This window comes from Prevotella melaninogenica (genome assembly GCF_018128065.1).
In the GTDB taxonomy this organism is placed as follows: Bacteria; Bacteroidota; Bacteroidia; order Bacteroidales; family Bacteroidaceae; genus Prevotella.
Map to the genome: position 1 here is coordinate 507,985 of NZ_CP072359.1, position 24,838 is coordinate 532,822.

General features: G+C 44.5%; 17 protein-coding genes and 1 pseudogene. 8 read left to right on the forward strand and 10 right to left on the reverse strand.

The genetic code is table 11. From position 1 onward, the window contains the following. The first annotated feature begins 274 nt into the window (after window positions 1-274). The 5 genes from J5A56_RS02200 (at window position 275) to J5A56_RS02220 (ending at window position 10,304) form a co-directional block, all read left to right on the forward strand. Window positions 275-2,347 carry a type IA DNA topoisomerase gene (locus J5A56_RS02200; protein ID WP_211815477.1) on the forward strand — a complete coding sequence of 691 codons (2,073 nt, stop codon included), beginning with the start codon at window positions 275-277 and terminating at the stop codon, window positions 2,345-2,347. A 92-nt stretch (window positions 2,348-2,439) separates the two neighbouring features. Continuing rightward, the gene (locus J5A56_RS02205; RefSeq protein ID WP_021670480.1) at window positions 2,440-6,978 is read left to right on the forward strand and encodes a DUF2958 domain-containing protein; all 4,539 of its coding nucleotides are present in this window, start codon (window positions 2,440-2,442) and stop codon (window positions 6,976-6,978) included. A gap of 264 nt (window positions 6,979-7,242) precedes the next feature. Next, window positions 7,243-8,496 carry a site-specific integrase gene (locus J5A56_RS02210; RefSeq protein ID WP_036918398.1) on the forward strand — a complete coding sequence of 418 codons (1,254 nt, stop codon included), beginning with the start codon at window positions 7,243-7,245 and terminating at the stop codon, window positions 8,494-8,496. A gap of 13 nt (window positions 8,497-8,509) precedes the next feature. After that, complete coding sequence (locus J5A56_RS02215) at window positions 8,510-9,775, forward strand: site-specific integrase (protein ID WP_036918392.1); 1,266 nt, start codon at window positions 8,510-8,512, stop codon at window positions 9,773-9,775. A gap of 61 nt (window positions 9,776-9,836) precedes the next feature. Next, entirely contained in the window at window positions 9,837-10,304 is a 468-nt protein-coding gene (locus J5A56_RS02220; RefSeq protein WP_021670484.1) for a DUF1896 domain-containing protein, read from the forward strand. A 9-nt stretch (window positions 10,305-10,313) separates the two neighbouring features. Here J5A56_RS02220 and J5A56_RS02225 read toward each other — a convergent pair whose 3' ends face one another. Continuing rightward, a complete protein-coding gene (locus tag J5A56_RS02225; protein WP_211815478.1) occupies window positions 10,314-10,676 on the reverse strand; it encodes a hypothetical protein in 363 nt (120 codons plus the stop codon). Window positions 10,677-10,994: 318 nt separating this feature from the next. On the opposite strand from J5A56_RS02225, the gene J5A56_RS02230 reads away from it, so the two are divergent. Genes J5A56_RS02230 through J5A56_RS02240 form a run of 3 tightly spaced genes read left to right on the forward strand, consistent with a single transcriptional unit; the run spans window position 10,995 to window position 12,076 of the window. Beyond that, on the forward strand, window positions 10,995-11,264 hold the full coding sequence (locus J5A56_RS02230; RefSeq protein WP_211815479.1) for a helix-turn-helix domain-containing protein: 270 nt from the start codon (window positions 10,995-10,997) through the stop codon (window positions 11,262-11,264). 3 nt (window positions 11,265-11,267) lie between these two features. Further along, entirely contained in the window at window positions 11,268-11,582 is a 315-nt protein-coding gene (locus J5A56_RS02235; RefSeq protein ID WP_211815480.1) for a helix-turn-helix domain-containing protein, read from the forward strand. After that, window positions 11,570-12,076: a DUF3408 domain-containing protein gene (locus J5A56_RS02240; RefSeq protein WP_211815481.1), complete on the forward strand. Its 507-nt coding sequence runs from the start codon at window positions 11,570-11,572 to the stop codon at window positions 12,074-12,076. The genes J5A56_RS02235 and J5A56_RS02240 overlap by 13 nt, the downstream gene beginning before the upstream one ends. Before the next feature lie 231 nt (window positions 12,077-12,307). On the opposite strand, the gene J5A56_RS02245 is transcribed toward J5A56_RS02240, so the two are convergent. The 9 genes and pseudogenes from J5A56_RS02245 to J5A56_RS13375 all read right to left on the reverse strand — a co-directional run bounded on the left by J5A56_RS02245 (window position 12,308) and on the right by J5A56_RS13375 (window position 24,493). Beyond that, window positions 12,308-12,832: a hypothetical protein gene (locus J5A56_RS02245; RefSeq protein WP_155945354.1), complete on the reverse strand. Its 525-nt coding sequence runs from the start codon at window positions 12,830-12,832 to the stop codon at window positions 12,308-12,310. A 225-nt stretch (window positions 12,833-13,057) separates the two neighbouring features. Next, the gene (locus J5A56_RS02250; protein WP_021672382.1) at window positions 13,058-13,210 is read right to left on the reverse strand and encodes a hypothetical protein; all 153 of its coding nucleotides are present in this window, start codon (window positions 13,208-13,210) and stop codon (window positions 13,058-13,060) included. Further along, window positions 13,191-13,751 (reverse strand): hypothetical protein, encoded by a 561-nt coding sequence (locus J5A56_RS02255; protein WP_249112052.1) that lies wholly within the window; start codon window positions 13,749-13,751, stop codon window positions 13,191-13,193. The genes J5A56_RS02250 and J5A56_RS02255 overlap by 20 nt, the downstream gene beginning before the upstream one ends. A gap of 237 nt (window positions 13,752-13,988) precedes the next feature. After that, window positions 13,989-14,465, reverse strand: coding sequence for a hypothetical protein (locus J5A56_RS02260; protein WP_211815500.1), 477 nt, complete (start codon window positions 14,463-14,465; stop codon window positions 13,989-13,991). Beyond that, window positions 14,456-17,589: pseudogene (locus tag J5A56_RS02265) on the reverse strand (RHS repeat-associated core domain-containing protein). The gene J5A56_RS02260 and the pseudogene J5A56_RS02265 overlap by 10 nt, the downstream one beginning before the upstream one ends. Window positions 17,590-17,831: 242 nt before the next feature. Continuing rightward, window positions 17,832-18,467 carry a hypothetical protein gene (locus J5A56_RS02275; RefSeq protein WP_021670946.1) on the reverse strand — a complete coding sequence of 212 codons (636 nt, stop codon included), beginning with the start codon at window positions 18,465-18,467 and terminating at the stop codon, window positions 17,832-17,834. Then, on the reverse strand, window positions 18,460-20,310 hold the full coding sequence (locus J5A56_RS13370; RefSeq protein WP_249112067.1) for an RHS repeat-associated core domain-containing protein: 1,851 nt from the start codon (window positions 20,308-20,310) through the stop codon (window positions 18,460-18,462). Before J5A56_RS13370 ends, J5A56_RS02275 begins: the two co-directional genes overlap by 8 nt. A 225-nt stretch (window positions 20,311-20,535) precedes the next feature. Next, entirely contained in the window at window positions 20,536-20,970 is a 435-nt protein-coding gene (locus J5A56_RS02285; RefSeq protein ID WP_036919112.1) for a hypothetical protein, read from the reverse strand. Next, a complete protein-coding gene (locus J5A56_RS13375) occupies window positions 20,939-24,493 on the reverse strand; it encodes an RHS repeat-associated core domain-containing protein (protein WP_349251575.1) in 3,555 nt (1,184 codons plus the stop codon). Before J5A56_RS13375 ends, J5A56_RS02285 begins: the two co-directional genes overlap by 32 nt. Window positions 24,494-24,838: the final 345 nt, after the last annotated feature.

Below are 24,838 nucleotides of genomic sequence, written 5' to 3' on the forward strand. Positions count from 1 at the left end.
TGGAGGGAGGGGGAAATCATTTATTTTTACCGACATAATATTGGCTTTAACGGAACTTCTTACTCCCATTTCTCCCCAAATTCCAAAAGTTATAGTCTTCTCTGTATCCATCATAATATAATCCTTTATGTTAATATAATTCACAAATAGTGTCGAAACACTCAAAGTTAGCTCTATTAAGTTGGGATAAAGAGGAACATTAAAGAGCAGCATTATGCCGAAACAAATGCTAATTAATATTTTGCAAAGTTACAAATAAATATTATAAAAACAAATGAATATATGTATTATTGCCGAGAAACCCTCGGTAGCCAGAGACATAGCCCGCATCGTAGGAGCAACGAGCAAGCAAGACGGATATATGGAAGGCTGCGGCTACCTCGTCACTTGGGCAATGGGACATCTCATAGCCCTTGCCATGCCCGAAGCCTACGGTTTTTCTGCCTATAAAGCTGAAGCCCTGCCCATTCGTCCCAATCCTTTCAGGCTTATCGTGCGTCAAGTGCGCAAGGACAAGGACTACACGTCCGACCCCGCAGCCCTCAAGCAACTCAAAGCTATCCAGGGTTGCTTCGACAGAGCAGACCGCATCATCGTAGCTACCGATGCAGGGCGTGAGGGTGAACTTATCTTTCGCTATATCTATCACCATTTGAACTGCCACAAGCCTTTTGACAGACTTTGGATTTCCTCGCTTACGGATAAAGCCATCCGTGAAGGACTTGCCCATCTCAAGGCAGGAACTGCGTATGACAATCTCTATCACACCGCCAAGGCTAGAAGTGAAGCCGATTGGCTTGTGGGCATCAATGCCAGCCGTGCCCTGTCCATTGCTCGCAAAGGCGGTTACTCTTTGGGGCGGGTACAGACTCCGACACTCGCTATGGTCTGCCGTCGGTACATAGAGAACCGTGATTTTGCTTCCGTACCCTATTGGAAACTCTCCGTTCTTACAGAAAAAGAGGGCTTATCGCTGAAAACCGTTGGCTGTAAAGACTATGAGAGTGAAGCATCGGCACAGACTGCTCTCGCCATGCTTCGCAGTCAGAGCCAGCTTACGGTAGAAACGGTCACAAGAAAGGTAACGCATACCGCGCCACCCCTCTTGTACGACCTCACTGCCTTGCAGAAGGATGCCAACAAACGCCACGGCTTTTCTGCAGACAAAACCCTCTCGATAGCCCAAAGTCTCTATGAGAAGAAAATCACGACCTATCCCCGCACTGGCAGCCGATACATCAGTGAAGATGTCTTCGAGGAAATCCCCGCCTTGCTGCGTAAGATAGGCATGCCACTATCAAATACACTTAATTGCCATTCGGTGGACAATACAAAAGTAACCGACCACCACGCCATCATCCCGACTGGTGAAACACCATCAGGATTGTCGGCAGATGAAGCGACCGTCTACCAGATGGTGGTCAATCGCTTTGTCGAAGCTTTTTCTCCCGATTCCGAGGAAGAACGTATGCAGGTGCGGTTCACTGACGGCACCAATACCTTTACTTGGAAAGCATACCGACAAATCTCTTTAGGCTGGAAAGCCGTACAGAAAGGTAAAGAAGCGGAGGCAGATAAGAAAGAAGATGATGACGAACAGTTCTTGTCTTCATTGCCCAACTTGCCAGAAGGAGAAGTCCTACCACTTGTCAATGCAGAAATCACCGAGCATAAGACCAAGCCAAAGCCTCTCTATACAGAGGCAACGCTCCTCTCTGCTATGGAGAATGCCGGAAAAGAGGTCAAAGATGCAGAAAGCAAGAAAGCAATGGCAGCGTGTGGTATCGGTACACCTGCCACCCGTGCCAACATCATTGAAACGCTGATCCTTCGTGATTATATCCGAAGGGACAAGAAAGCCATCATACCGACAGAAAAAGGCCTAGCTGTCTATGAGATTGTCAAGGACAAGAAGATAGCCAATGCGGAGATGACAGGCAGTTGGGAACTTGCCCTTGCCGCTATTGAAGTAGGAAAGATGCCATCTGATAAGTTCTCACAAGGCATCAACTCATACGTGGGAACTATTTGCGAGGAACTCCTTTCACTTTCTTCAGAGCAGAAGTCCTATCCTGTCTACCGCTGCCCAAAGTGCGGACAGCAGAGTGTCGGCATCTATGCCAAGGTAGCCAAGTGCAGGCATGAAACCTGTGGTTTCCACGTGTTTCGTGAAGTCTGCGGCATACATCTCTCTGAAGATAATATCCGTGACTTGATAAGTTCTGGTCGTACGCCTATCCTTAAAGGACTGACCAGCAAGGCTGGCAAGAAGTTCAACGCCCGACTGGTTTTGAAGGACGATTATACCACCACCTTTGAGTTTGAACAAAACAAGAAACGGAAATAGCATACTACTTCATTTCTGATACTAAAGTCTGACATTACAGTCAAGCTTAGGTGTCAGAGTGATTATTCCCATAATAGAATACGTTATACCTTATGGCATACAATAAGAAAGAAGTCCTGCAAGCCAACACGGAGGCTATCCGTGTGGTCTTGCGCCTGGAAAAAGAACGCCGCGAAGCCACCGAAGCTGAAAAAAGTATCTTACGAAACAATCAGGGCTTCGGTGGCTTGAAATGTGTACTCAACCGTACAGATAACCCCGATGACATACGCTATTGGAGCAAGTCAGAGCAGAATCTCTTTGAACCTACCCAGCAGCTCAAACAGATGATTTACCGTGAAGCTGTAGATGCCAATACCGCCAAGCGGTACTGGGAGAGCATCAAGGCAAGTGTACTGACCTCCTTCTATACCGATACCCGTATCGTTTCTGCCATCTCAGACGCACTTGCCTCCACAAACCTGCAGGTAAGACGATGCTTAGACCCTTCTATGGGCATGGGAGCCTTTGCCGAGACCTTTGCAAAGCAAGCGGGTGTTGTAGATGCAATGGAAAAGGACCTGCTCACTGCCCGCATCTCACAAGCCCTGCACCCTTATGGAAAAGGCAATATCTTCGTCCGAAATGAGCCTTTTGAAGCCATTGGGGAGTTAGAAAACAAAGACAAGTACGACCTTATTACAAGTAACATTCCTTTCGGTGATTTCATGGTCTATGACCGAGAGTATAACAAAGGCAAGGACACTCTTAAACGTGAGTCCACACGTGCCATTCACAATTACTTCTTCGTGAAAGGTCTGGACTGCATCAAGGAAGGAGGAATTTTGGCATTCATCACCTCACAGGGCGTATTAGACAGTCCCCGCAATGAAGCCATACGCCGTTACCTCATGCAGAACAGCCGCCTTATCTCTGTTCTCCGTCTGCCATCAGGTATGTTTTCAGACAATGCAGGTACGGACGTGGGCAGTGACCTCATCGTCCTGCAGAAGCAGACAGGTAAAGAAACCAGCGAGGGAATTGAGCAGCAATTCGTAGAAACTCTTTCCGTTCCCAAAGAAGAAGGCTCTTCTGTCGTCTTCAAGCACAACTCACTTTTTGTAGGAGATTGGAAGGATATATCTCATCGCACCATTGCCACGGAGCGCATAATGGGTACAGACCCTTATGGAAGACCTGCATGGGAGTATCGGTTCACAGGAGGGATTGAGGAAATGGCAGAAAGTCTCCGAACACGGCTCTCCCTTGAAATGGGACAACGTATCGACCGTAAGCTATATGAAACAGGTATACCGATGACAGAGGTAGAGCGAGAGGCAGAAGCGGAGAAACAGCTCCGCAAGTTGGGTATTACCATAAGTCGGGAAGAAGAAACAGAGAGGACAAAGACTGAAGACAAGGGTATAAACGATGCCTATAACCTCATGCCCGACAGTATCAGGAAGCAACTGCCAAAACTTTACAGCACGGAAAAGGAACTCATTGGCGATAAGGTTGCCTATGCACGCTATTTCTTCCCTATGGGAGCATATACAGCCTACCTTCTGGAATATGATCCTAAGAGCCGCATTGGCTTCGGTGCTGTCACGATGGGTTACGGCTGGGAGCTTGGCAATATGTCCCTCGATGAGATGGAAGGCGTAAAAGTAAGAGGACTGGGCATTGAACGTGACCTGTACTTCTCTCCTAAGAAATTGCACGAGATAGCCGAACTGGAAGAAATAGTCAGGGGACAATATACCAAAGAAGAAGTGGTGGCAGAGGAAATCAAGGAAGAAGTGATAACAAAGGCAGAAACAGAGAATAAGGTTAAGGAGACTGTAACCATTGCTTCTGAGAACGATACGCAGATAATGGAAAATACCGTTCCTAACGGCGAGACAATCCCATTACAGCCGTCATCATCAGAGTCTGCCCCACAACAATTCGTATCAGAACAGCCTTCCATGACTATAGAACCTGCTCCCGAAGGCGTACCCGCCTTGACACTTCATCATCAATACGAGCAGGAACCACAGGAAATCCGTACGGATATTGAAGCCCCGAGAGAGATGAACGGGCAGACGATATTCTTTGACGACGATCATCATCCGGTGGTGGACAATAACATGGAAGACATCGGACAACCGGAGCAACTGTCACTATTTGCCCCAGAGGAATACAGCCTTTGGACAAGAGAAGTTACCCGTGTGAACCATGAAATCAAGGATAATTCAGGAACTTCACAGGTGCGCCGTCCTATAACTCAAACTGCTCCCCAGAAATCATCGGAGTCCAAGATGCAAAAGGTGGCAACCTCTCCTCAACGTCGTACCCGTAGTAGCAGGAAAGCAGCTTCTTCCTCTTCACGTGAGCCGTCACTTTTCGACTTCATGAACGAAGCCGAGGAGCGCAAGCCAAAACCGATAGCGGAAGTCAGAAAGGAGTTTGACGCTTCACCACGCCCTTTTCTCTCTTCGCCGGACTCTCACCTGAGAGACGGCTCCATTGTCGTGCAGAAAGGTCAGGTGGGGTTTCTTTCTGACCTGAAGCGACATCCGACCTTCAACCCGATGGACTTGCCGTATGCGCAGCTTTCCCGTCTCAAAGCCTATATCGAGATACGGGAGTGCTATCATCGTCTATATGACTACGAAGCAGAGAACCATGCAGAAGACAGGGAAGACCGTAGCAGGCTCAACCACCTGTATGATGACTATGTTGCACGCGGGGGCTACTTCAATCAGAAGGCGAATACTGACATTATCAAGATGGATACTACAGGCGTGGAAATGCTCTTCTTGGAACGCTCTGAGAACGGCAGGTACGTCAAGGCGGACATCTTCGACCATCCAACGGCATTTTCTACTACGGAACTGACCGTTGCCACAGACCCGATGGAGGCATTGGGTGCATCGCTCAACAAGTACGGTACGGTGGAACTTGACTACATGAGTTCGCTTTTACCTGATATGGAGGAAAGCGACATCATTTCTTCCTTGGAAGGTCGCATCTATTTCAACCCTGAAGAGAATGCTTACGAAGTGGCGGACAAGTTCATTTCGGGCAATGTAATAGAAAAGGCGGAGCGTATCGAGTCGTGGCTCTTGGACCATCCCGACCACGAAGAGGCAAAGCAGAGCCTTGCTGCCTTGCGTGCAGCCACGCCAACACCCATTCCTTTTGCAGACCTTGACTTTAATCTCGGTGAACGCTGGATACCTGCTAAAGTCTATGGCAGGTTCGCTTCGGAGTTCTTCGGGACGGACATTGGCGTATCCTACCATTCCAACATGGACGAGTACAGCATTGTATGTGACCATAAGAATGCCAATATCTGGCACAAGTATGCCGTACAGGGTGAGTTCCGCCGCTATGACGGCATCAATCTCCTGAAGCACGCCCTTCACAATACCATTCCAGACATCAACAAGAGTAAGGAGGTGACGGACAAGGTTACGGGAGAGACGAAAACGATCAAAGTAAGGGACGGGCATGCCATCCAGATGGCAAATGCCAAGATTGAGGAAATCAGGCAGGGCTTTGTCGATTGGCTCGGACGCACACCCGATACCTTCAAACAACAACTCTCCGACAGGTACAACCGCCTTTTCAACTGTTTTGTGCGACCCAACTTTGACGGTACGCACCAGACGTTTCCCGACCTTGACCTCAAACGATTGGGTATTGATGACCTTTACAAGAGTCAGAAGGATGCCGTATGGATGCTCAAAACCAACGGTGGCGGTATATGCGACCACGAGGTGGGAGCGGGTAAGACGCTCATCATGTGTACAGCTGCCTACGAGATGAAGCGATTGGGACTGGCAAACAAGCCGATGATTATCGGACTGAAAGCAAACGTCTTCGATATTGCCGACACTTTTAGGAAAGCTTATCCCAATGCTAAGGTACTCTATCCAGGTAAGAACGATTTTAATAAGCAGAACCGCCAACGTATTTTTAACGACATCAAGAACAACGACTGGGACTGCATTATCTTGACGCATGAACAGTTCGGTATGATACCGCAAGCTTTGGAGATACAGGAAGCGATTATGCAAAAGGAACTGGACTCCGTGGAAGAAAATCTCGAAGTGTTGCGGCAACAAGGAAGAGACATCTCCCGTGGGATGCTCAAAGGATTGGAGAAGCGCAAGCAGACACTTGAAGCAAAGCTACAGAACATACAGGACAGCATCGCAGAGCGTAAGGACGATGCCGTAGATTTCAAGATGATGGGTATCGACCACCTCTTTGTCGATGAAAGCCACCAATTCAAGAACCTGATGTTCAACACACGCCACGATCGTGTGTCGGGCTTGGGCAATCCTGATGGTTCACAGCGTGCCTTAAACATGCTCTTTGCCATTCGTACCATACAGGAGAGGTCCGGCAAGGACTTGGGAGCCACTTTCCTTTCGGGAACGACCATTTCCAATAGCCTGACGGAACTGTATCTTCTGTTCAAGTATCTGCGCCCGCAGGCTTTGGAGAAGCAGGGTATCAACAGTTTTGATGCTTGGGCGGCAGTCTTTGCCAAGAAGTCGACAGACTACGAGTTCTCCATCACGAATGACATCATACAGAAGGAACGGTTCAGAACATTTATCAAGGTGCCAGAGCTGGCTGCGTTTTATGCGGAAGTATAGGAGTTGGAAGCAAGAAAAGGAGAAGAATGCGTATCTGATTGAAATAGAGGATATATTGCCTGTTTACTCATTGAGTTGCATCAATAGAAATAGGCAAAGAAAGGAGTGAAAAAGCAAGAGTTCAGTTACCAAATCGTTCGAGAAACGATGAAAGGAAAAGAACAGCTAAAAGTGGTAACTAAAACGGTGATTTCTCTTTCATTATCAATGTTTTGCATCACTCAAAGTTCCTCTAAGAAGTGTAATTTTGCAAGCAAAAAAACAATGGAAAAAGAAAAAATGAAGCTGCTTTTCTACCTCAAGAGAGGTACGCAGGACAAAAACGGAAAAAGTCCCATCATGGGACGCATCAGTATCGGTCGTTCAATGGTTCAGTTCAGTTGCAAATATGCCTGTACACCCAATCTATGGGACAGTCGCAAACAAAGACTTGTGGGCAAGAGTGCAGAAGCCATATCAGTAAACAACGAACTTGACCGACTGCAAGTAAGTGTCTGTAAAGTTTATGAGATGCTTTTAAAGAAGTCTAATGTCTCAGTAAGGGCAGAGCAGGTAAAGGAACTTGTTTTCGGGTTGAATAGCGGATCGCAGGGACTGCTTCATCATACGGACGAGTATATCAACCGTTTCCGTGAGTGGGTGGGCATAGACCGCAGTGAAAGAAGACTGAAATGTCTGCTGCTCTTCCGTAAGCATCTGGCAAAATTTCTCAGACATCGCTACCATGTGAACGATATTCCCGTGCAAAAAGCCGATACTGCCCTTATCAAAGACTTGGAGGAGTATTTTGCCAAAGAAAAGGGTTTTAAACTCAACACCTCAGCTGGTTATCTTACAATGCTGGCATCCCTACTCAAGGACCTGCACAAACGGCACATCATAGACATCTATCCTTTCATCGCTCACTCTATCCGTTGGGACGTGGGTACACCCCGATACATCACAAGGGAGGAAGTAAACAGAATAGCAGCATTAAGCGATAACGAACTGCAAGGCTACGAGCAGGTATCAAGAGATATGTTTCTCTTTTCGTGCTATACCGGTCTTTCCTATACGGATGTGTACCACCTCACGTCAGAGCATATCATCCACGAGTCTGGTATGAATTGGATACGAAAGCCGAGAATAAAGACAGGCAATATATGCCACATTCCGCTATTGCCCGAAGCATCCGCCATCATCGAGCGGTACAGGGGTATCCATACAAGGGCGTTCCGTCACGAACCGCCCAAAGGGTATCTGCTGCCCATACCTGGCTGCGATACGGTAAACATACACCTCAAAAAGATAGCACGGCTTTGCGGTATTCAGAAAACGCTGACTTTTCACATGGCTCGCCACACCTTTGCTTCGCAGATGACACTCTCTGAAGGCGTGTCTATCGAGAGTGTGTCAAAAATGCTCGGACACAGCCAAATAAAGACCACACAGGTGTATGCAGAGACTTCTCCAGAGCGTGTCTTTCGGGATGTGGAGAAGATTCTCCCTCTCATCGCACAATATCGTTTAATCAACTAAAAGTCCAAGAACAATGAAAAGTACATTTTCAATTCTATTCTATATAGACAGAAGCAAGACAAATGAGAATAACGAGTGCATTATCCGCTGCCGTATCACCTGCAATGGTGCGTCTTCTTCATTCTCAACAGGATTGCACACCTCTCCCGATGATTGGCAATCAAAGATAGGACGTATAAAAGTGGCAGCTAACAGAGCGAATGATGTCAATCATCAACTGGACTCAATAGATAAACGACTTCACGCACTCTATGAACTCACGTTAAGGGAAGAGAACTACATCACGGCAGAATATCTTAAGGAGCAGTTCCTGCATCAAGGAAAACCTACCCCAACACTCATAGAGATTTACCAAGCTGTCTGCGAAAGTAAGGAGGAATTGCAGGGCAAGACTATAGGAAAGGCTACCGTCAGGGCTTTTAGGGACAGCAGGAAGAGCTTTGTTCAATTTCTGAAAACAAGGAGGAATGAGGACTGTCTTCCCAAAGAAGCCGACAAGGACCTAATAGAAAGCTACCGTCTGTTCATGCTTAGGGACTTAAGAAACAAGGAAAGCACCGTCTCTAACCGTCTGCGCCACCTGCATCAGGTTATTAGAAAGGCACAGCAGGAGCGGTATATCCATGCAGACCCTTTTGAACTGATAGACATTGAAACGCCCACCTACGAGCGCAATACCCTCACTTCTGACGATTTACACAAAATTCTCTCATATCGTCCTCACCGCTCGGTGGACAACCATTGCAGGCTCATCTTCCTATTGGGCTGTTTTACGGGGCTAGCTTTTTCTGATTTAAAGAAACTACGGTTGGACGATGTTTACACACTTGACGATGGGCGCAGGTACATATCGCTCTGTCGCACAAAAACTCAGAACAGAAGCATTGTTCCTTTATTACCCATTGCCGAAGAGATACTCACCATTGTCAGCGACGGACAAAAGGAGGGTTTGCTCTTTCGTGAGTTCCCCACGAATAGCCATTTCAACCGCAAGATAAGGGACATCATCATCAAGGCTGGACTCCCATCTCATACCGAAGCCACCTCGCACACGGCACGACATACCTTTGCCACGACCATCTGTTTGGAGAACGGCTTGCCGATAGAAACCGTCAGTAAGATGCTCGGACACCGCTTTATTTCCACTACTGAACTCTATGCGAAGGTTAGCAAGAGCAAGATTGCACGTGAAATGCAGCCACTCATGGGTAGCAATACCACAAGGGAGCTGCGAAAGGCCCTGCGTGTTTGTCCGCCAAGAAAGCCAAGCATAGGATAAAATGATTTTTCTTAGACCGTTAAACAACCATCATTAAGTATCAACACTGAATAAGGATAAAATGAAAAAGAACAACAAACAGGAACTTTCCTACTTTCGGTTGAAATTAAGAAGTTATATGTGTGAGCAGTACCCCGAGAGATTGCATGACACGGAGTTTATCACCACACGAGCAGACATGGCTCTCACTGCTTACTGCGATGCAGTGGCGCAAGGTTTCACGCACCCCGAAGCGGAGAGCATAGCAAGTGAGGTGTTGTATCAAGGTTTGCACTTTTCCAAGTATGACACGCTTGTTTCTGTCTTGGAAAACGAGTTTGAAAGGGAACTGCCTGCACCACTCCCTGAGAAGCTTGCACCCATATTGTTGTCGAACAAGGCTGTTCAAGCCACATTCGACAAGTTCGGTTTGACGGACACATTTGCCACAAGCGAGCAATACGGCCGTCTTTACACCGAACTCACAGGCACGATAGTGCTGCTCATTGAGAGCAATAATCTGCCTACAGTAGGTCAGACGGACAGATAAAACGTTTGTTTACACTTTATAAACAGCCTTACGCAAAGCCCCTGAAGCCGTATTCGGTCGGGCAAAGATATGGCGGTTGACTTTACTTTCTTGCAAGGTCAAGTCCTGCCGATGGAGCGGAAAATCTCCACCGCAGGGCTTTTCTCTGCATTTTGATACAGTCATACTTGCAAAAACTAATCTTTTGTGCGGTCGTATTTTTCGCTCCAACCTTGCGAAAGTAGGCTGACCGCCAAAGAGAAATGCCCGAACGAATACGGCATACTCAGGCTCTTTGGACGCAAGGCGTAACAACCAACAACAGATAGGACTGACGATAATACGGACAATCTGTTGTTTGTACAATTTGTTGTCATGACTATCTGTTGTCAAAACTATATATCGTCAAAATAATCTATCGATAAAATTATATATCTACACTTCGATATCTCGATTTGTCGAACTATCGAATTATCGATAAAACAACAAAATAATAAAAGGAACAAGCCGGCACCTCATCTCATTACCGCAATAACACAGACGGATTCCCTTTGGTATTTTCTCTTGTTTTCTCTCTATTTCCCTGCTTATCCTCATTTCTTGCAGCGGTGCTTCCGAGGGTTTACTTTTGCACTTGATAAGTACGGCAATGGACTGCATAACAGTTCGTTTTCCGTGTAACAATAACGTAATCAAAACAAAAAGAATGCAATGAAACTCATTATTATCGACCGCAAAGTGTGGGAGCGACACCACTCCGAATTTGCAAATTTTATCCACAGTATCGAACAACTCATCGGCAATCCGCCCGAAACGGACGAATGGCTTGACAACGAAGCCGTGTGCAAGCGTTTGGGCATCAGTAAGCGTACCCTGCAATCATACAGAGATACGGGAAAAATCCCTTTCTCAATGATTGGACACAAGTGCTATTACAAGGAGAGCGACATCACGGAGTTACTGAACGTAAACAATGAATGAATTATGTCGGAGAATGAAATCATTACGCAGGAAGACCCTCAGATGCAGTTGTTTTCACAACTGATGGAAAGAATATTGAAGAAATTGGAGCGGTATTGCGCTACCGCCCGTCCGATGCTGGGAGGAGAGGTTTACCTCACTGGCGAGGAGGTTTGTAGCCAATTACGGCTCAGCACACGCACGCTCCAAGAGTACAGAAACTTAGGAACGCTTCCTTTCTACAAAATCGGAGGGAAGATACTTTACAAACAGAGTGACATACAAACAATGCTTGAAAGGCATTATAACGCAATACCCAAGAAATTATGGCAAGAATAGATGAACAAAGGAAACAACGTCTGGAACAAGCCCTTCGAGATATGGGCAATTATGGCGTTAAGCTCCGCAAGCCCGAAGAGTTGCCCAATTTTGATCAGCCCATAGATTATGAAGAGGAAAAGAAAAGATTTGAGCCTGTTAAAGTTGAGGAACAAAATGACAAGGAGAGTCACAAGGACTATTCTCAACCGTCCTATCAAGAAACAGAGTTGTCACCAACGGAAAGGGCTACTTCTACCGAAGAGAATCATCAACGAATGGGAAAAACAAAGGACAGGAAGCAATTATCCGAGTTTCAGGGGAAATATCTCCAGCCCTTTCGCAACAGCCACCGCAAAGCCGTGTATGTATCAGAGGAAACTCAACGAAAGTTGGACTTCGTGGTGCGGAAAATCGGTGAGCAGGGAGCAAGCGTTTCAGGATATGTGGAGCAGGTGCTTCGAGAACATCTCGACCAATACAAAGATGATGTGGAAAGATGGCGGAAACTCTGAAGTTCTGCATTCCCCGAATGCAAGCCTACGCCGTGTTACTGTATTCAGTGAATGCAGTAACTCGGCATGGGCTTATAATCCCATTTTCTACATCAGCAAGGTGTGTCTTTGTACCACAAATTGCAATTTGTACCACAAAGACCCTTGCCCCGAAAGGGGATTAAATCACTCCGAAGTCGTGATTATCATTTACCCCCTTTCTTATTTTAAAGTTGTATCGAAAAAACAAGACTATTCTGGTATCCCATCTTTTCGTGTATTTGATGACGAAAAGGGATGTCCGAATATGTATTTTAAATAGAATTCAGAATACGTTATTAACGCATCATCTACATAATACACATAAGGTAAAGTTTCTTTTAGAGCTAAGCGAACTTTTATATGGCTAATTACAGAGTCACCATATATTTTGTAAAGTTTCTCAGATTCTCGAGTTGTAGATAAATGTAAGGCATCCCCTTTATATTCACATGTAATACCGCCACTAGTTGATCTTCCTGCAATACCACTTTGGGTATAATGTTTAACTTGAAGTTCTTCGGTAATTTGCCCTTTAATACCATTACTCCTCAATATATTTAAGGTGTAGAAACTGGACCAAACAATAGAAAACGTACAACTTGTTACATAAAGATAATAATCTAATGCTTTAGTTATTTCAAGTGACACATAGGGTATTAAGAGTATTACCATATTCAAAGATATAAGCACAGAAGCAGAAATGTTTGTAATCATATTTGCCACTATACTTGTCATTACCTTTGCAAGATTAGACCTACCAATCTTTGTAGAGGTAAGTTTCTTAATCAATTTTGCAGTAGAGGCACTGGAAAATATTATAGAGGTTGCACCTGCTACAGCTGCGTCTATTGAAGCACCTCCCCAATCAATTTGATGTATAGCTATAATTACATTACCTCCATTGTTAATAAGTTTCTCTACAAAACTTGCACCTACAGAAATAACAACACCTAACTGCTTTTAGTATTCCTCCTTCTGTGCTTCTATGTTCTGCATCCAGGCTGCATAATCGCGCTGCCCTGCCGTTACAATGTTGCCATTGACGCCATAAACATTATAAAACTGCCCCGTGCCGATTTTAGAAGCAATGCACTTATCTCTGATAAATCCCATTTCTTTGTATGAAATTCTTTTTTTCTCCACTTTGGAGAATCGATAAAACTGGATGCTCTCCTGAAACAGTATATCGATATAGATAAATTGAATCATTAGTTATTCTATTCAACAATACATAATTCTTTTCTTTGACTAAACGGTCTCCTCTTTGGGGAGTTATGATATTCATATCTGCTTTGCTTATCTCAACTGAGGAAGAAATATCTTTTAGAATATAATTGTTGCCATTAGGGCATATTCTATCAATTCGTATATCATAATTTATACATTGAATACTATCGATAATATTTTTTCTCTTAGCGTGAATGTTTTGTATAAACATACGAGGATCTCTAATCGCATGTAATACTATATTCTGGTTATTCTGTGTAAGGGTGACAATAGAATCATTATACCTTGATATAACGAAATAATTATCATACAATCCCATATATAGTAATGTGTCATTTTTTATACTCCAACGATGATCCCATTCTACATCATGGGAGAAAACAAAGTCCTGTAATCTCCCCCTTTCGTCTTGACTTTTTACTTGCAATTGTCCATCTTTGTTAAAATAAAGTATAAAGGAAGATTAAGTATTGTATCACTCTCATTATACCAATATCTATATCTATCCCCAGTTAGAATCTCTTTAACATTATTATTTCGGCATGATACTAATAATGAGGATATTAGCAATAATTTTATTATATGTATATGTTTCATTATTGTCAAAAATGAATCTTATTTCCTCCTTCTATAAATTCATAACTACTTTTAGCCCCATATTTATTTAACATTTTTGTGCCTTACCTATCACCTTATAAAAATTACGACCTGATACAGCATACAACTTTTCCAATTCTTTTTGAAGATATCCAGCTGTATTATCTTTAAAAGACCGTGTTGTTTTTCCAAATTCTTTCCTACTCATCTCTTTCATGATTACAAGAACTTCTTCATCTACTCCATTTGGAGTATCTATATGAAAGCCTTCATGTGCTAATGTACTTCTGAAATTATATATTTGGTCCATTGATTTTTTAAAATGCCCATTAACAGTAGAGACTCTTATCCTATTATCATATGTTGTTATCGCTAATTCTCCCTCAGGATTCGACTTCATTGATTTTACACCAATAGACTTAGCCTTACCTTCTAACCCAACTTCCTTAGCATAATGATACGTAATACGCATCATAGCACGTAAATTTCTCTTGAAATTATATTTAGATAATAAAACGTTACCAGAAGAAGTTCTTATGTAGATATTTTATCTTTTGATTTATCCGATCTAATGAACTTGCCACTAATGCTAAAATAATCTGCACATCCATCACGATCAATTCTAACTATTGGATTACTATGACAAAAAACATATCCACTGACATTTGTATACTTTTCCATTAATGGGTCTACCCCCAACCACATGGAGATTTTGGGGTCCATGTACCTGGCTCCGTAATAGTACAGCCCCGTTTCTTCGTCAAGTTCCTTGCCATTGAACTTATACGGCATGTCCTCGCTACTACTATGCTCATCGACAAGTAGTTCACCATACGGGAGGTAGGCATCATACTGTGTAATGTTGGTATGGTCGTCTGTGATGTAAGACGTTGAGCCGAGGTGGTCACTATGATAGAAGAAGGTCTCCTCACGTGTTGTGTCGTTTGGAATATAGCCATATCCAGCCTGTGGATCATCAGGGTTGCTTGGGTCGTTCCAGCTTACAGGTGGACCAGGGTTGGTATTTGGTGTGGTGTTCGGCTTCGGAGTCTGAATCCAACCCTGTGGCACGTCGTGGTTGCCGAGTGTGTCAATGATAGAGTTATATCCTCGTTTTGTATTCTCTGGGTCACCATACGCACCCTTCATTGTAGGTACACCTGGGGCAATGCCCTGCTGCTTGTAGTATGCCTCTTTCTGCTTCTGTATCTGATTCATACGCTCAGCATAGTCCTGCTGACCAGCCGTTACGTATGAGCCGTTGCGTCCGTAAACGTTGTTAAACAATCCTGTACCGATACGGCTGGCGATTCGCTTGTCACCGATAAAGTAATGCTTCGTGAATCTATTCTTGTTAACAGAGAGGATACTTGCAGGGTAAAGCGTGAAGTTATCTGTCTCGTGGAAGGTGATACCCTGTGGTGCACCATTGATATACACACCCTCCATCGTACCGTAACTCTTCATGATGCGCTCACCGGCAGCATTATACGTATATCGACTCGTCTTGCCGTTATCGCTTAAGACCATCAGTCGGTTGTCCTCGTCCCAGTACATCTCACGGGTAGTATTCGCCGAATCGTTCGTTACCAGTGTTGGATTACCGTTAGCATCATAGGTATAATGATCGTGACCAATCTGCGTTGGAGCCGTCGGATGGTTACTGTCCTCATACTTATAAGCGAAGTTATAAGACTTAGCTGTTCGTTGAGTCCACCTTCTGCACCTTTGTGAGCGGTTCACTCATCCGTCCGAACGACATCACCATATCATACGAAGCACGCTTCGCCTTACCGTTTGCATGAATAAGACGGTTCAGCTCATCATACTCATACGTATGCGAACTCCTTCCTCCCAGCTTCGCCTTGTTGAGTTTCGTCAGCGACGTTGGGTTGGCGGCATTCGTAATACCGAGGATATTGTCCACAGCATCATAACGATACCTGTTTTCCATCACAGTCTGACCATCCGCTGTAAGGTTCATCGCCTGCAGACGTTCACGCTGCTTGTCGTAGGTATAGGTAGTCTCCGTGCCGTTACCGAGTTTCGTATAGACCGTATGACCCTCTTTGTCGTAACCTATCCTATCAACAATAACGCTCTGACGTCCCTGTTTATTGCTCGTAAGACGCTCAACCTGTCCGGCAGCATTGTAATGGTAGGTAACCACCTCGCCATCAGGATAAGTCATCGTCTGCACACGGTTCCAGCTATCATACGTAGCACCATAGACATAAGTCCTGATATCCGCCACGCTCGCCATGACTGTACGGACGGTCTTTGTCACCTCACCCTGTCGACCGTAGTAGTAGGCTTCACCGCCACTCGCATCCTCTACGAGGGCAAGACGACTGGCACGGTTATACTTATCGCCAGCCTTACCATAGGTATAAGTAACACGGTTGAAGAGATTTTCTGGATAAAGCACCTCATGCAGTCGTTCGAAGTCGTAGGTGTAAGAGATGTAACCCTTGTCAGATATCGACTTCCTAAGCTCTGCCGTGAGTTTCGTCAGGAGGTTACCTGCCGCATCATAGGTCATATCCGTTTCACCAGCATCAGGATGGTTCACCATCAGTTTGCGACCAAGTAGGTCGTAGGCATACTTCGTCTCCCTACCGTTAGGATGCTGAACCGTCATCACCTGACCGACAGGGTCATAGCTGTACTTCACCGTGATATCCTCACCACGGGCATGCTGCACCGTCTCCCGGTTACGCCCCTTGGCATCGGTATAGCTCTCCGCATGTCGTCCCAGTGCATCCGTGACCGTTGTCTGAAGCATCGGTTCACCGTCATGGCTACCGATACTGTAGGCTGTGCGTGTCACACTGCCGTCAGCAAGCGTAACACTCATGGTACGGTCGTGCGCATCATACTCTGTCTTTGCCTGCAAATCACCTGTAGCATGGTTGTAAGTGCCAATATTACCATGGCTCTCCGTCATTGGGTAATAAGCCGCAATATTACGTCCAAAAGCATCGATGACAGCCCTTCCACTGACGATGGAGACTTTCTGATTGCTGCCACCAGACCACACCACACCCGTCTGCTTCGTCTGGACGGCACGCATCAGCGAGTCGGCAAAGGTATAGGTATCTATGTTGCCTTCCTTAGAATAATGAATGGTATGTGCCTTACGCTCTGCAGGGAAGTACTCAAAGCGGATAGTAAACGGCTGACCGCTCTCTATCTCATACGGAACACGGATTGTCATCTGTCTGCCCAGTGCATCGTAGGTGTATTCCATCTTCTGTCCGTTAAGGTCAGTCGTTACAGACGGAGCATTCCAAAGACCATCATAAGCCGTGCTGGAGCTATAGCCGTAGGCATCCTTGACACTTGTCACAAGACTATGATAGCGGTCATCATAGGTATAAGCATAGAACATACGCTGATGATTGTAGTTCTCTGGCTTCGTCATGCGTGTGATGTTACCATAGCCATCGTAAGTCATGTTATAGACTGATGGCTTTGGGTGCGTTGCTGAGCGTTATCTCGGTAATCTCGCCGTTCTGGTTCACCTCGGTGGAACGCTCACGGTAGGTCTTGCCCGCACTGCTTACCACGATGCGGCTTGGTACACTGACGATGTACTTATCAGAGAGGTTGTGATAGTCGATCTTGGCATCGAGCGTTTCACCTGCTGCCGTCTCCTTATAGGTCACGAGGTTACCGAAGTTATCATAGGCGTTCTCAACCTTGGTGATCAGACTGTCGCCGCTTTGCTCGTCGAAGTTGGACTGGCTGAGGGCGGAAAGTGCCGGGAAGAGAATCTCGATGTTATCGTGATGGGCACCGACTGTACCTACGGCTTTACGAGTATCCTTTACATCAATGAGCTTATAGGAATAGATGCCTCTCTGTAGCTTCTTGCCGGAATTAATTCCTATTTCGTTGAGGGAAATACTCATTCATACATTAATCTATCTTGATAAACTCTACAATTATTTTTCCATCTAAACCAATAACAACTTGGATTATTAAGAGCTTTTAGCTTTATCCAATCACCTTGAACATCAATAATATTAAAGGTCATATCCGATTTCTTAACTTTCTTAATTGATTTTCTGTCCAACGAATAAAGGCTATCCCCTAACTGTGGAGTATACCATAAACTCTGTAAAAAATTTCTTAGATCACAAGACCTGTGAATACTTTTTTTGTTTAATAATTTCCAAGTCCCACCAACCTCTACCTCCATATACTCTTTATTGAAGTCTCTACTAAATAAAGTTATAATAGACCAACTAGGGTAATATGAGACTATCTTTCCTTTTAGTTTCTCACAAACAGGGTCTCCTTCTTCATTTTTCTCAATTTTACAAAAAGGTGTCATATCTTGATTATACAAAATATATACACTATCTGTTGAAATAGCATTTCCCAGAGAGTCTTGATATAAACAGACAATGCTCAAGGTGTCTCTATATTGAGAAACTACTTTTGTTATTTCTTTCTTAGTATTAAGTGTCAGAGTACCACATCGCCCCAAAACTTGAGAGAGAGAGAGTACTATAAATGCAAGCAAAAAATATTTATTCATGATGATTTACTTTTGTCGTGACAACTACTTCATTTAGATTTCCACCATAATACATGGTTGAAACATTTGGCCTAAATCCTTGAAGATGTAAATGATTATTATGAGCAGACGGAATCTTATGCTCTTTTGCTGACCAAGTATAAGGTAGTAATTTATGATTACCATATCGTTCAGAAACCATCATAGATTTCGTCTGAGCCCACCCATATTTATGCAAAGCCTTTACAAAGCGAATCTCTCTCTCTTCATCAAACTGAGCATCGGACACAAGTCTCCTAGAGCCAGAATGATCTTTACTAAAATAACGAAGATCACCGTTAATTCCATTTTTATGTGAATGGCTAGGTGCTGGAGAAGAACCATCGGCGTTGCTAAAATGATTAACATAAACATCATTAGCACCAACATCTGATGTTGCTCCTATCAATGCTGCTAAAGCCAAAGGACTAATATAATTTTCCTTTTCATTACCAGACTTAAATGTTATACGAGACTCTGCTCCCTCAAAATTAGAGAAAGAAACTTTGCCACTCATACCTATAAGATTATGACTGTTATATTTATATGTTCCTACTTCTATAGTTTTTTGCCCATTCGTTATATAGAACGAATGTGTATTATCCTTAGTTCGAATAATAGCTATAGCTCCTGTCTTTACATTTGTAACATAATCATCTTCTCCGTTTGGGTCTATTCTAACTATTGGATTTGAGGAACAATAAACATAACTACCTAAATGAATATTTTTATAACATTTTGGATCCACTCCATACCACAAGCTGGTGACAGGATTCATATACCTTGCACCGTAATAGTACAAGCCAGTCTCTTCATCGAACTGTTTGCCATTGAACTTATATGGTAGTTCTTCACTGCTACTATGTTCGTCAACCAACAGCTCACCATACGGCAGGTAAGCATCATACTGTGTGATGTTGGCATGATCATCTGTAATATAAGACGTTGAGCCGAGGTGGTCACTGTGATAGAAGAAGGTCTCCTCTTTTGTGGTGTCGTTTGGAATGTAACCATAACCAGCCTGCGGGTCATCAGGGTTGCTTGGGTCGTTCCAGCTTACAGGTGGACCAGGATTGGTATTCGGTGTAGTATTGGGGCGTGGAGTCTGAATCCAACCCTGTGGCACATCATGGTTACCGAGTTCAGTGAGGACGGCATTATAACCAACACCCGTGTTCTCCGGATCACCATACGCACCCTTCTCTGTTGGTACACCAGGGGCTACACCCACCTTCTTATAATACGCCTCTTTCTGTGTCTGAATCTGATTCATACGTTCTGCATAGTCCTGCTGACCAGCCGTTACGTATGAACCGTTGCGTCCATAAACGTTGTTAAACATACCCGTTCCTATCCTTGAAGCGATTCGTTTGTCACCAATGAAGTAATGCTTCGTGAATCTATTCTTGTTAACAGAGAGGATACTTGCAGGATAAAGCGTGAAGTTGTCCGTCTCGTGGAAGGTAATACCCTGTGGTGCACCATTGATATACACACCTTCCATCGTACCGTAACTCTTCATGATACGCTCACCAGCAGCATTGTAAGTGTAACGACTCGTCTTGCCGTTATCAGAGAGTACCATCAGACGGTTGTCTTCATCCCAGTACATCTCACGGGTAGTATTCGTAGAGTCGTTCGTTACCAGCGTTGGATTACCATTAGCATCGTATGTGTAATGGTCGTGACCAATCTGTGTTGGAGCCGTCGGATGGTTACTGTCCTCATACTTATAAGCAAAGTTATAAGACTTGGCAGTCGTCGTTGAGTCCACTTTCTGCACCTTAGTGAGTGGCTCACTCATACGTCCGAACGACATCACCATATCATATGATGCACGCTTTGCTTTACCGCTTGCATGAATAAGGCGGTTCAGCTCGTCATACTGATAGTTGTGGCTGAACGCACCGCCGAGCTTAGCCGGGTTGTGTTTGTTTATATCTTGAGGATTCACTACATTACTAATGCCGAGGATATTATCCACAGCATCATACTTGCAGTTGTTGTACAACCTAACAATGCAAAAGGACCTTATATTTTTTTACTATTTTCAATTGGGGATAAATTCTTTAACAAAAGAGCTGTCCAAATCTTTAGTATCCATTTTAACCCTAATATATTCCATTTTATGCTTTTTTTCTCGGAAATTATCAAATAGCAGTTCACATGAATCCAAGGAATTGATAACTCCGATTGTTATACGATTATCTATATCTCTTAGATATAATGTATCATTTATTATTTTATATCTAAAATACATAAGCGTATCTATTTTATTATCAACTATTGCTGTTGAGTCCTTATAGAATGTTAGTTGATTATAACATAAGGCACCACTCTCATCTTCTAAATGCCAACATCCCACTATTTGGTTAGAATCAATATAAGATTTAACACGATTACTGCAAGAATAAGCCAAGAAAAATATCCATAATAACAATGCCATCAAAAATTTAAGTGGCGTGACCGAGATATGCTTTCCCATCCTTAAAATGTAATTTATTAATTTTTAAATTGTCAATATCTTCTTGTGTAACTTTTCTCTTTGCTGGATTCAGAGTTCCTCCGTTACGTGAATCAGGTTTTGCTTTCGGATTATACTGGTATTTAGGATCTACAAGAGTATTTCTTGGAGCCATTATTCCAGGTTGCCCTTTCTTTCGAAGATCCCTATCAGGATGTTTCAACCCTAATCCATGACCAAATTCATGCGCTTCCGTTGTTGTACCAGAGCCTTGAATATTATTATACTGAAATTCACCTCGGTTTCCTCCTATGTCGAAATTAGAAATACCTGGAATACTACCTTTGGTAGCATACTTAACAACTTCTATGTAATTTATTTCAGGATCAGTATTCTTCGCCATTTCCAACTTAAGTTCAGCTCGCTTTAATCCTAACCAGCCACTTACATCACGATATTCTCCCTTAATTTTAAATATTACATTATAAGTGGTATTACCTAATTTTACTGTACCATGAGCCTCATTCCAACCATTCTGAATATCTGCAGCTGTCTGTGCTGCAATTGCAGCAGAAGCACATTCTCCATAAAAAACAAGAGTGGCACTTACTACTATTGTTTTAGAATGAGCATTTACAGTAACTTTTGCGGATTGCCCGTTAGGATCTATTAGAGTAATAGGATTAGAAAATGTATAGGTAAAAGGTGAACATCCTGGAACTTTTTCGATTTCAGGATCCACTCCATACCATAGACTTGTCATAGGATTCATGTACCTTGCACCGTAATAGTACAAGCCGGTCTCTTCATCGAACTGTTTGCCATTGAACTTATATGGCAGTTCTTCACTGCTACTATGTTCGTCAACTAACAGTTCACCGTATGGAAGGTAAGCATCATACTGGGTGATGTTGGCATGATCGTCTGTGATGTAAGACGTTGAACCGAGGTGGTCACTATGATAGAAGAAGGTTTCCTCTTTCGTTGTGTCATTAGGGATGTAGCCATAACCAGCCTGCGGGTCATCAGGGTTGCTTGGGTCGTTCCAGCTTACAGGTGGACCAGGGTTGGTATTTGGTGTGGTGTTGGGGCGTGGAGTCTGAATCCAGCCCTGTGGCACATCATGGTTACCAAGTTCTGTGAGAACGGCATTATAACCAACACCCGTGTTCTCCGGATCACCATACGCACCCTTCTCTGTAGGTACACCAGGGGCTACACCCACCTTCTTATAATACGCCTCTTTCTGTGTCTGAATCTGATTCATACGTTCTGCATAGTCCTGCTGACCAGCCGTTACGTATGAACCGTTGCGTCCATAGACGTTATTGAACAATCCTGTACCGATACGGCTGGCGATTCGTTTGTCACCAATGAAGTAATGCTTCGTGAATCTATTCTTGTTTACAGAGAGAATACTTGCAGGATAAAGCGTGAAGTTGTCTGTCTCGTGGAACGTGATGCCTTGTGGTGCACCGTTGATATACACACCTTCCATCGTACCGTAACTCTTCATGATACGTTCGCCAGTAGCGTTGTAAGTATAACGACTTGTCTTACCGTTGTCAGAGAGAACCATCAGACGGTTGTCTTCATCCCAGTACATCTCACGGGTAGTGTTCGTTGAGTCGTTCGTTACCAGTGTTGGATTACCATTAGCATCGTATGTGTAATGGTCGTGACCAATCTGTGTTGGAGCCGTCGGGTGGTTACTGTCCTCGTACTTATAAGCAAAGTTATAAGACTTCGCAGTCGTCGTTGAGTCCACCTTCTGCACCTTTGTCAGCGGTTCACTCATCCGTCCGAACGACATCACCATGTCATACGATGCACGCTTTGCCTTACCGTTTGCATGAATAAGACGGTTCAGCTCATCATACTCATACGTATGCGAACTCCTTCCTCCCAGCTTCGCCTTGTTGAGTTTCGTCAGCGACGTTGGGTTGGCAGCATTCGTAATACCGAGGATATTATCCACAGCATCATAACGATATCTGTTTTCCATCACAGTCTGACCGTCCGCTGTAAGGTTCATCACCTGCAGACGTTCACGCTGCTTGTCGTAGGTATAGGTAGTCTCCGTGCCGTTACCGAGCTTCGTATAGACCGTATGACCCTCTTTGTCGTAACCTATCCTGTCAACAATAACGCTCTGACGTCCCTGTTTATTGCTCGTAAGACTCTCAACCTGTCCTGCAGCATTGTAGTGATAAGTCACCACTTCACCGTCAGGATAAGTCATCGTCTGCACACGGTTCCAGCTGTCATACGTAGCACCATAGACATAAGTCCTGATATCCGCCACGCTCGCCATGACCGTACGGACAGTCTTTGTCACCTCACCCTGTCTGCCGTAGTAGTAGACTTCACCGCCACTCGCATCCTCTACGAGGGCAAGACGACCGGCACGGTTGTACTTATCGCCAGCCTTACCATAGGTATAAGTAACACGGTTGAAGAGATTTTCGGGATAAAGCACCTCGTGAAGCCGTTCGAAGTCGTAGGTGTAAGAGATGTAACCCTTGTCAGATATCGACTTCCTAAGTTCTGCCGTGAGCTTCGTCAGGAGGTTGCCTGCCGCATCATAGGTCATATCCGTCTCACCTGCATCAGGATGGTTCACCATCAGTTTGCGACCAAGCAAGTCATAGGCATACTTCGTCTCCCTACCGTTAGGATGCTGAACTGTCATCACCTGACCGACAGGGTCATAGCTGTACTTCACCGTGATATCCTCACCACGAGCATGCTGCACCGTCTCCCGGTTACGCCCCTTGGCATCGGTATAGCTCTCCGCATGTCGTCCCAGTGCATCCGTGACCGTTGTCTGAAGCATCGGTTCACCGTCATGACTACCGATACTGTAGGCTGTGCGTGTCACACTGCCGTCAGCAAGCGTAACACTCATGGTACGGTCGTGCGCATCATACTCTGTCTTTGCCTGCAGATCACCTGTAGCATGGTTGTAAGTACCAATATTACCATGGCTCTCCGTCATTGGATAATAAGCCGCAATATTACGTCCAAAGGCATCGATAACAGCCCTCCCACTGACGATGGAGACCTTTTGATTGCTGCCACCAGACCAGACCACACCTGTCTGTTTCGTCTGGACGGCACGCATCAGCGAGTCGGCAAAGGTGTAGGTATCTATGTTGCCTTCCTTAGAATAATGAATGGTATGTGCCTTACGTTCTGCAGGGAAGTACTCAAAGCGGATAGTAAACGGCTGACCGCTCTCTATCTCATACGGAGCACGGATAGTCCTCTGTCTGCCCAGTGCATCGTAGGTGTATTCCATCTTCTGCCCGTTAAGGTCGGTCGTTACGGCCGGAGCATTCCAAAGACCATCATAAGCCGTACTGGAGCTATAGCCGTAGGCATCCTTGACACTTGTCACAAGACTGTGATAGAGGTCATCATACGTATAAGCATAGAACATACGCTGATGGTTATAGTTCTCCGGCTTCGTCATGCGTGTGATGTTGCCATAGCCATCGTAAGTCATGTTATAGACAGAAGGCTTGTCACCGTTATGGAGCATGATTTCCGTTATCTCACCGTTGCCGTCTACCTTCGTTGAGCGTTCACGATAAATCTTACTACCACTGCTGACAGTGATATGGCTCGGGATACTGACGATATACTTGTCGGCAATCTTATGATAGTTAATGTTTGCCTCTAAGCTATAGGCTGTTGTAGTCTCCTTATATCCCTGTAGGTTACCATAGTCATCGTAAGTATTGCTGACAGCAACCGACAGACTGTCCCCACTGACTTCATCAAAGTTACTTTGAACGAGTGTCTTTAGGGCAGGGAAGACAACAGCATCTGTCGTATTATTACCAACGGCAAGTGTCTTCAGGTCGTAGTCATAGACAGCGCCCTG

Excerpts from the sequence above, each read along its gene's own strand:
- J5A56_RS02200 (WP_211815477.1), top strand. The coding sequence starts at position 275 with ATGAATATATGTATTATTGCCGAGAAACCCTCGGTAGCCAGAGACATA.
- J5A56_RS02205 (WP_021670480.1), top strand. The coding sequence starts at position 2,440 with ATGGCATACAATAAGAAAGAAGTCCTGCAAGCCAACACGGAGGCTATC.
- J5A56_RS02210 (WP_036918398.1), top strand. The coding sequence starts at position 7,243 with ATGGAAAAAGAAAAAATGAAGCTGCTTTTCTACCTCAAGAGAGGTACG.
- J5A56_RS02215 (WP_036918392.1), top strand. The coding sequence starts at position 8,510 with ATGAAAAGTACATTTTCAATTCTATTCTATATAGACAGAAGCAAGACA.
- J5A56_RS02220 (WP_021670484.1), top strand. The coding sequence starts at position 9,837 with ATGAAAAAGAACAACAAACAGGAACTTTCCTACTTTCGGTTGAAATTA.
- J5A56_RS02230 (WP_211815479.1), top strand. The coding sequence starts at position 10,995 with ATGAAACTCATTATTATCGACCGCAAAGTGTGGGAGCGACACCACTCC.
- J5A56_RS02235 (WP_211815480.1), top strand. The coding sequence starts at position 11,268 with ATGTCGGAGAATGAAATCATTACGCAGGAAGACCCTCAGATGCAGTTG.
- J5A56_RS02240 (WP_211815481.1), top strand. The coding sequence starts at position 11,570 with ATGGCAAGAATAGATGAACAAAGGAAACAACGTCTGGAACAAGCCCTT.
- J5A56_RS02245 (WP_155945354.1), bottom strand. The coding sequence starts at position 12,832 with ATGACAAGTATAGTGGCAAATATGATTACAAACATTTCTGCTTCTGTG.
- J5A56_RS02250 (WP_021672382.1), bottom strand. The coding sequence starts at position 13,210 with ATGGGATTTATCAGAGATAAGTGCATTGCTTCTAAAATCGGCACGGGG.
- J5A56_RS02275 (WP_021670946.1), bottom strand. The coding sequence starts at position 18,467 with ATGAATAAATATTTTTTGCTTGCATTTATAGTACTCTCTCTCTCTCAA.
- J5A56_RS13370 (WP_249112067.1), bottom strand. The coding sequence starts at position 20,310 with ATGGTGATGTCGTTCGGACGTATGAGTGAGCCACTCACTAAGGTGCAG.
- J5A56_RS02285 (WP_036919112.1), bottom strand. The coding sequence starts at position 20,970 with ATGGGAAAGCATATCTCGGTCACGCCACTTAAATTTTTGATGGCATTG.
- J5A56_RS13375 (WP_349251575.1), bottom strand. The coding sequence starts at position 24,493 with ATGCTCCATAACGGTGACAAGCCTTCTGTCTATAACATGACTTACGAT.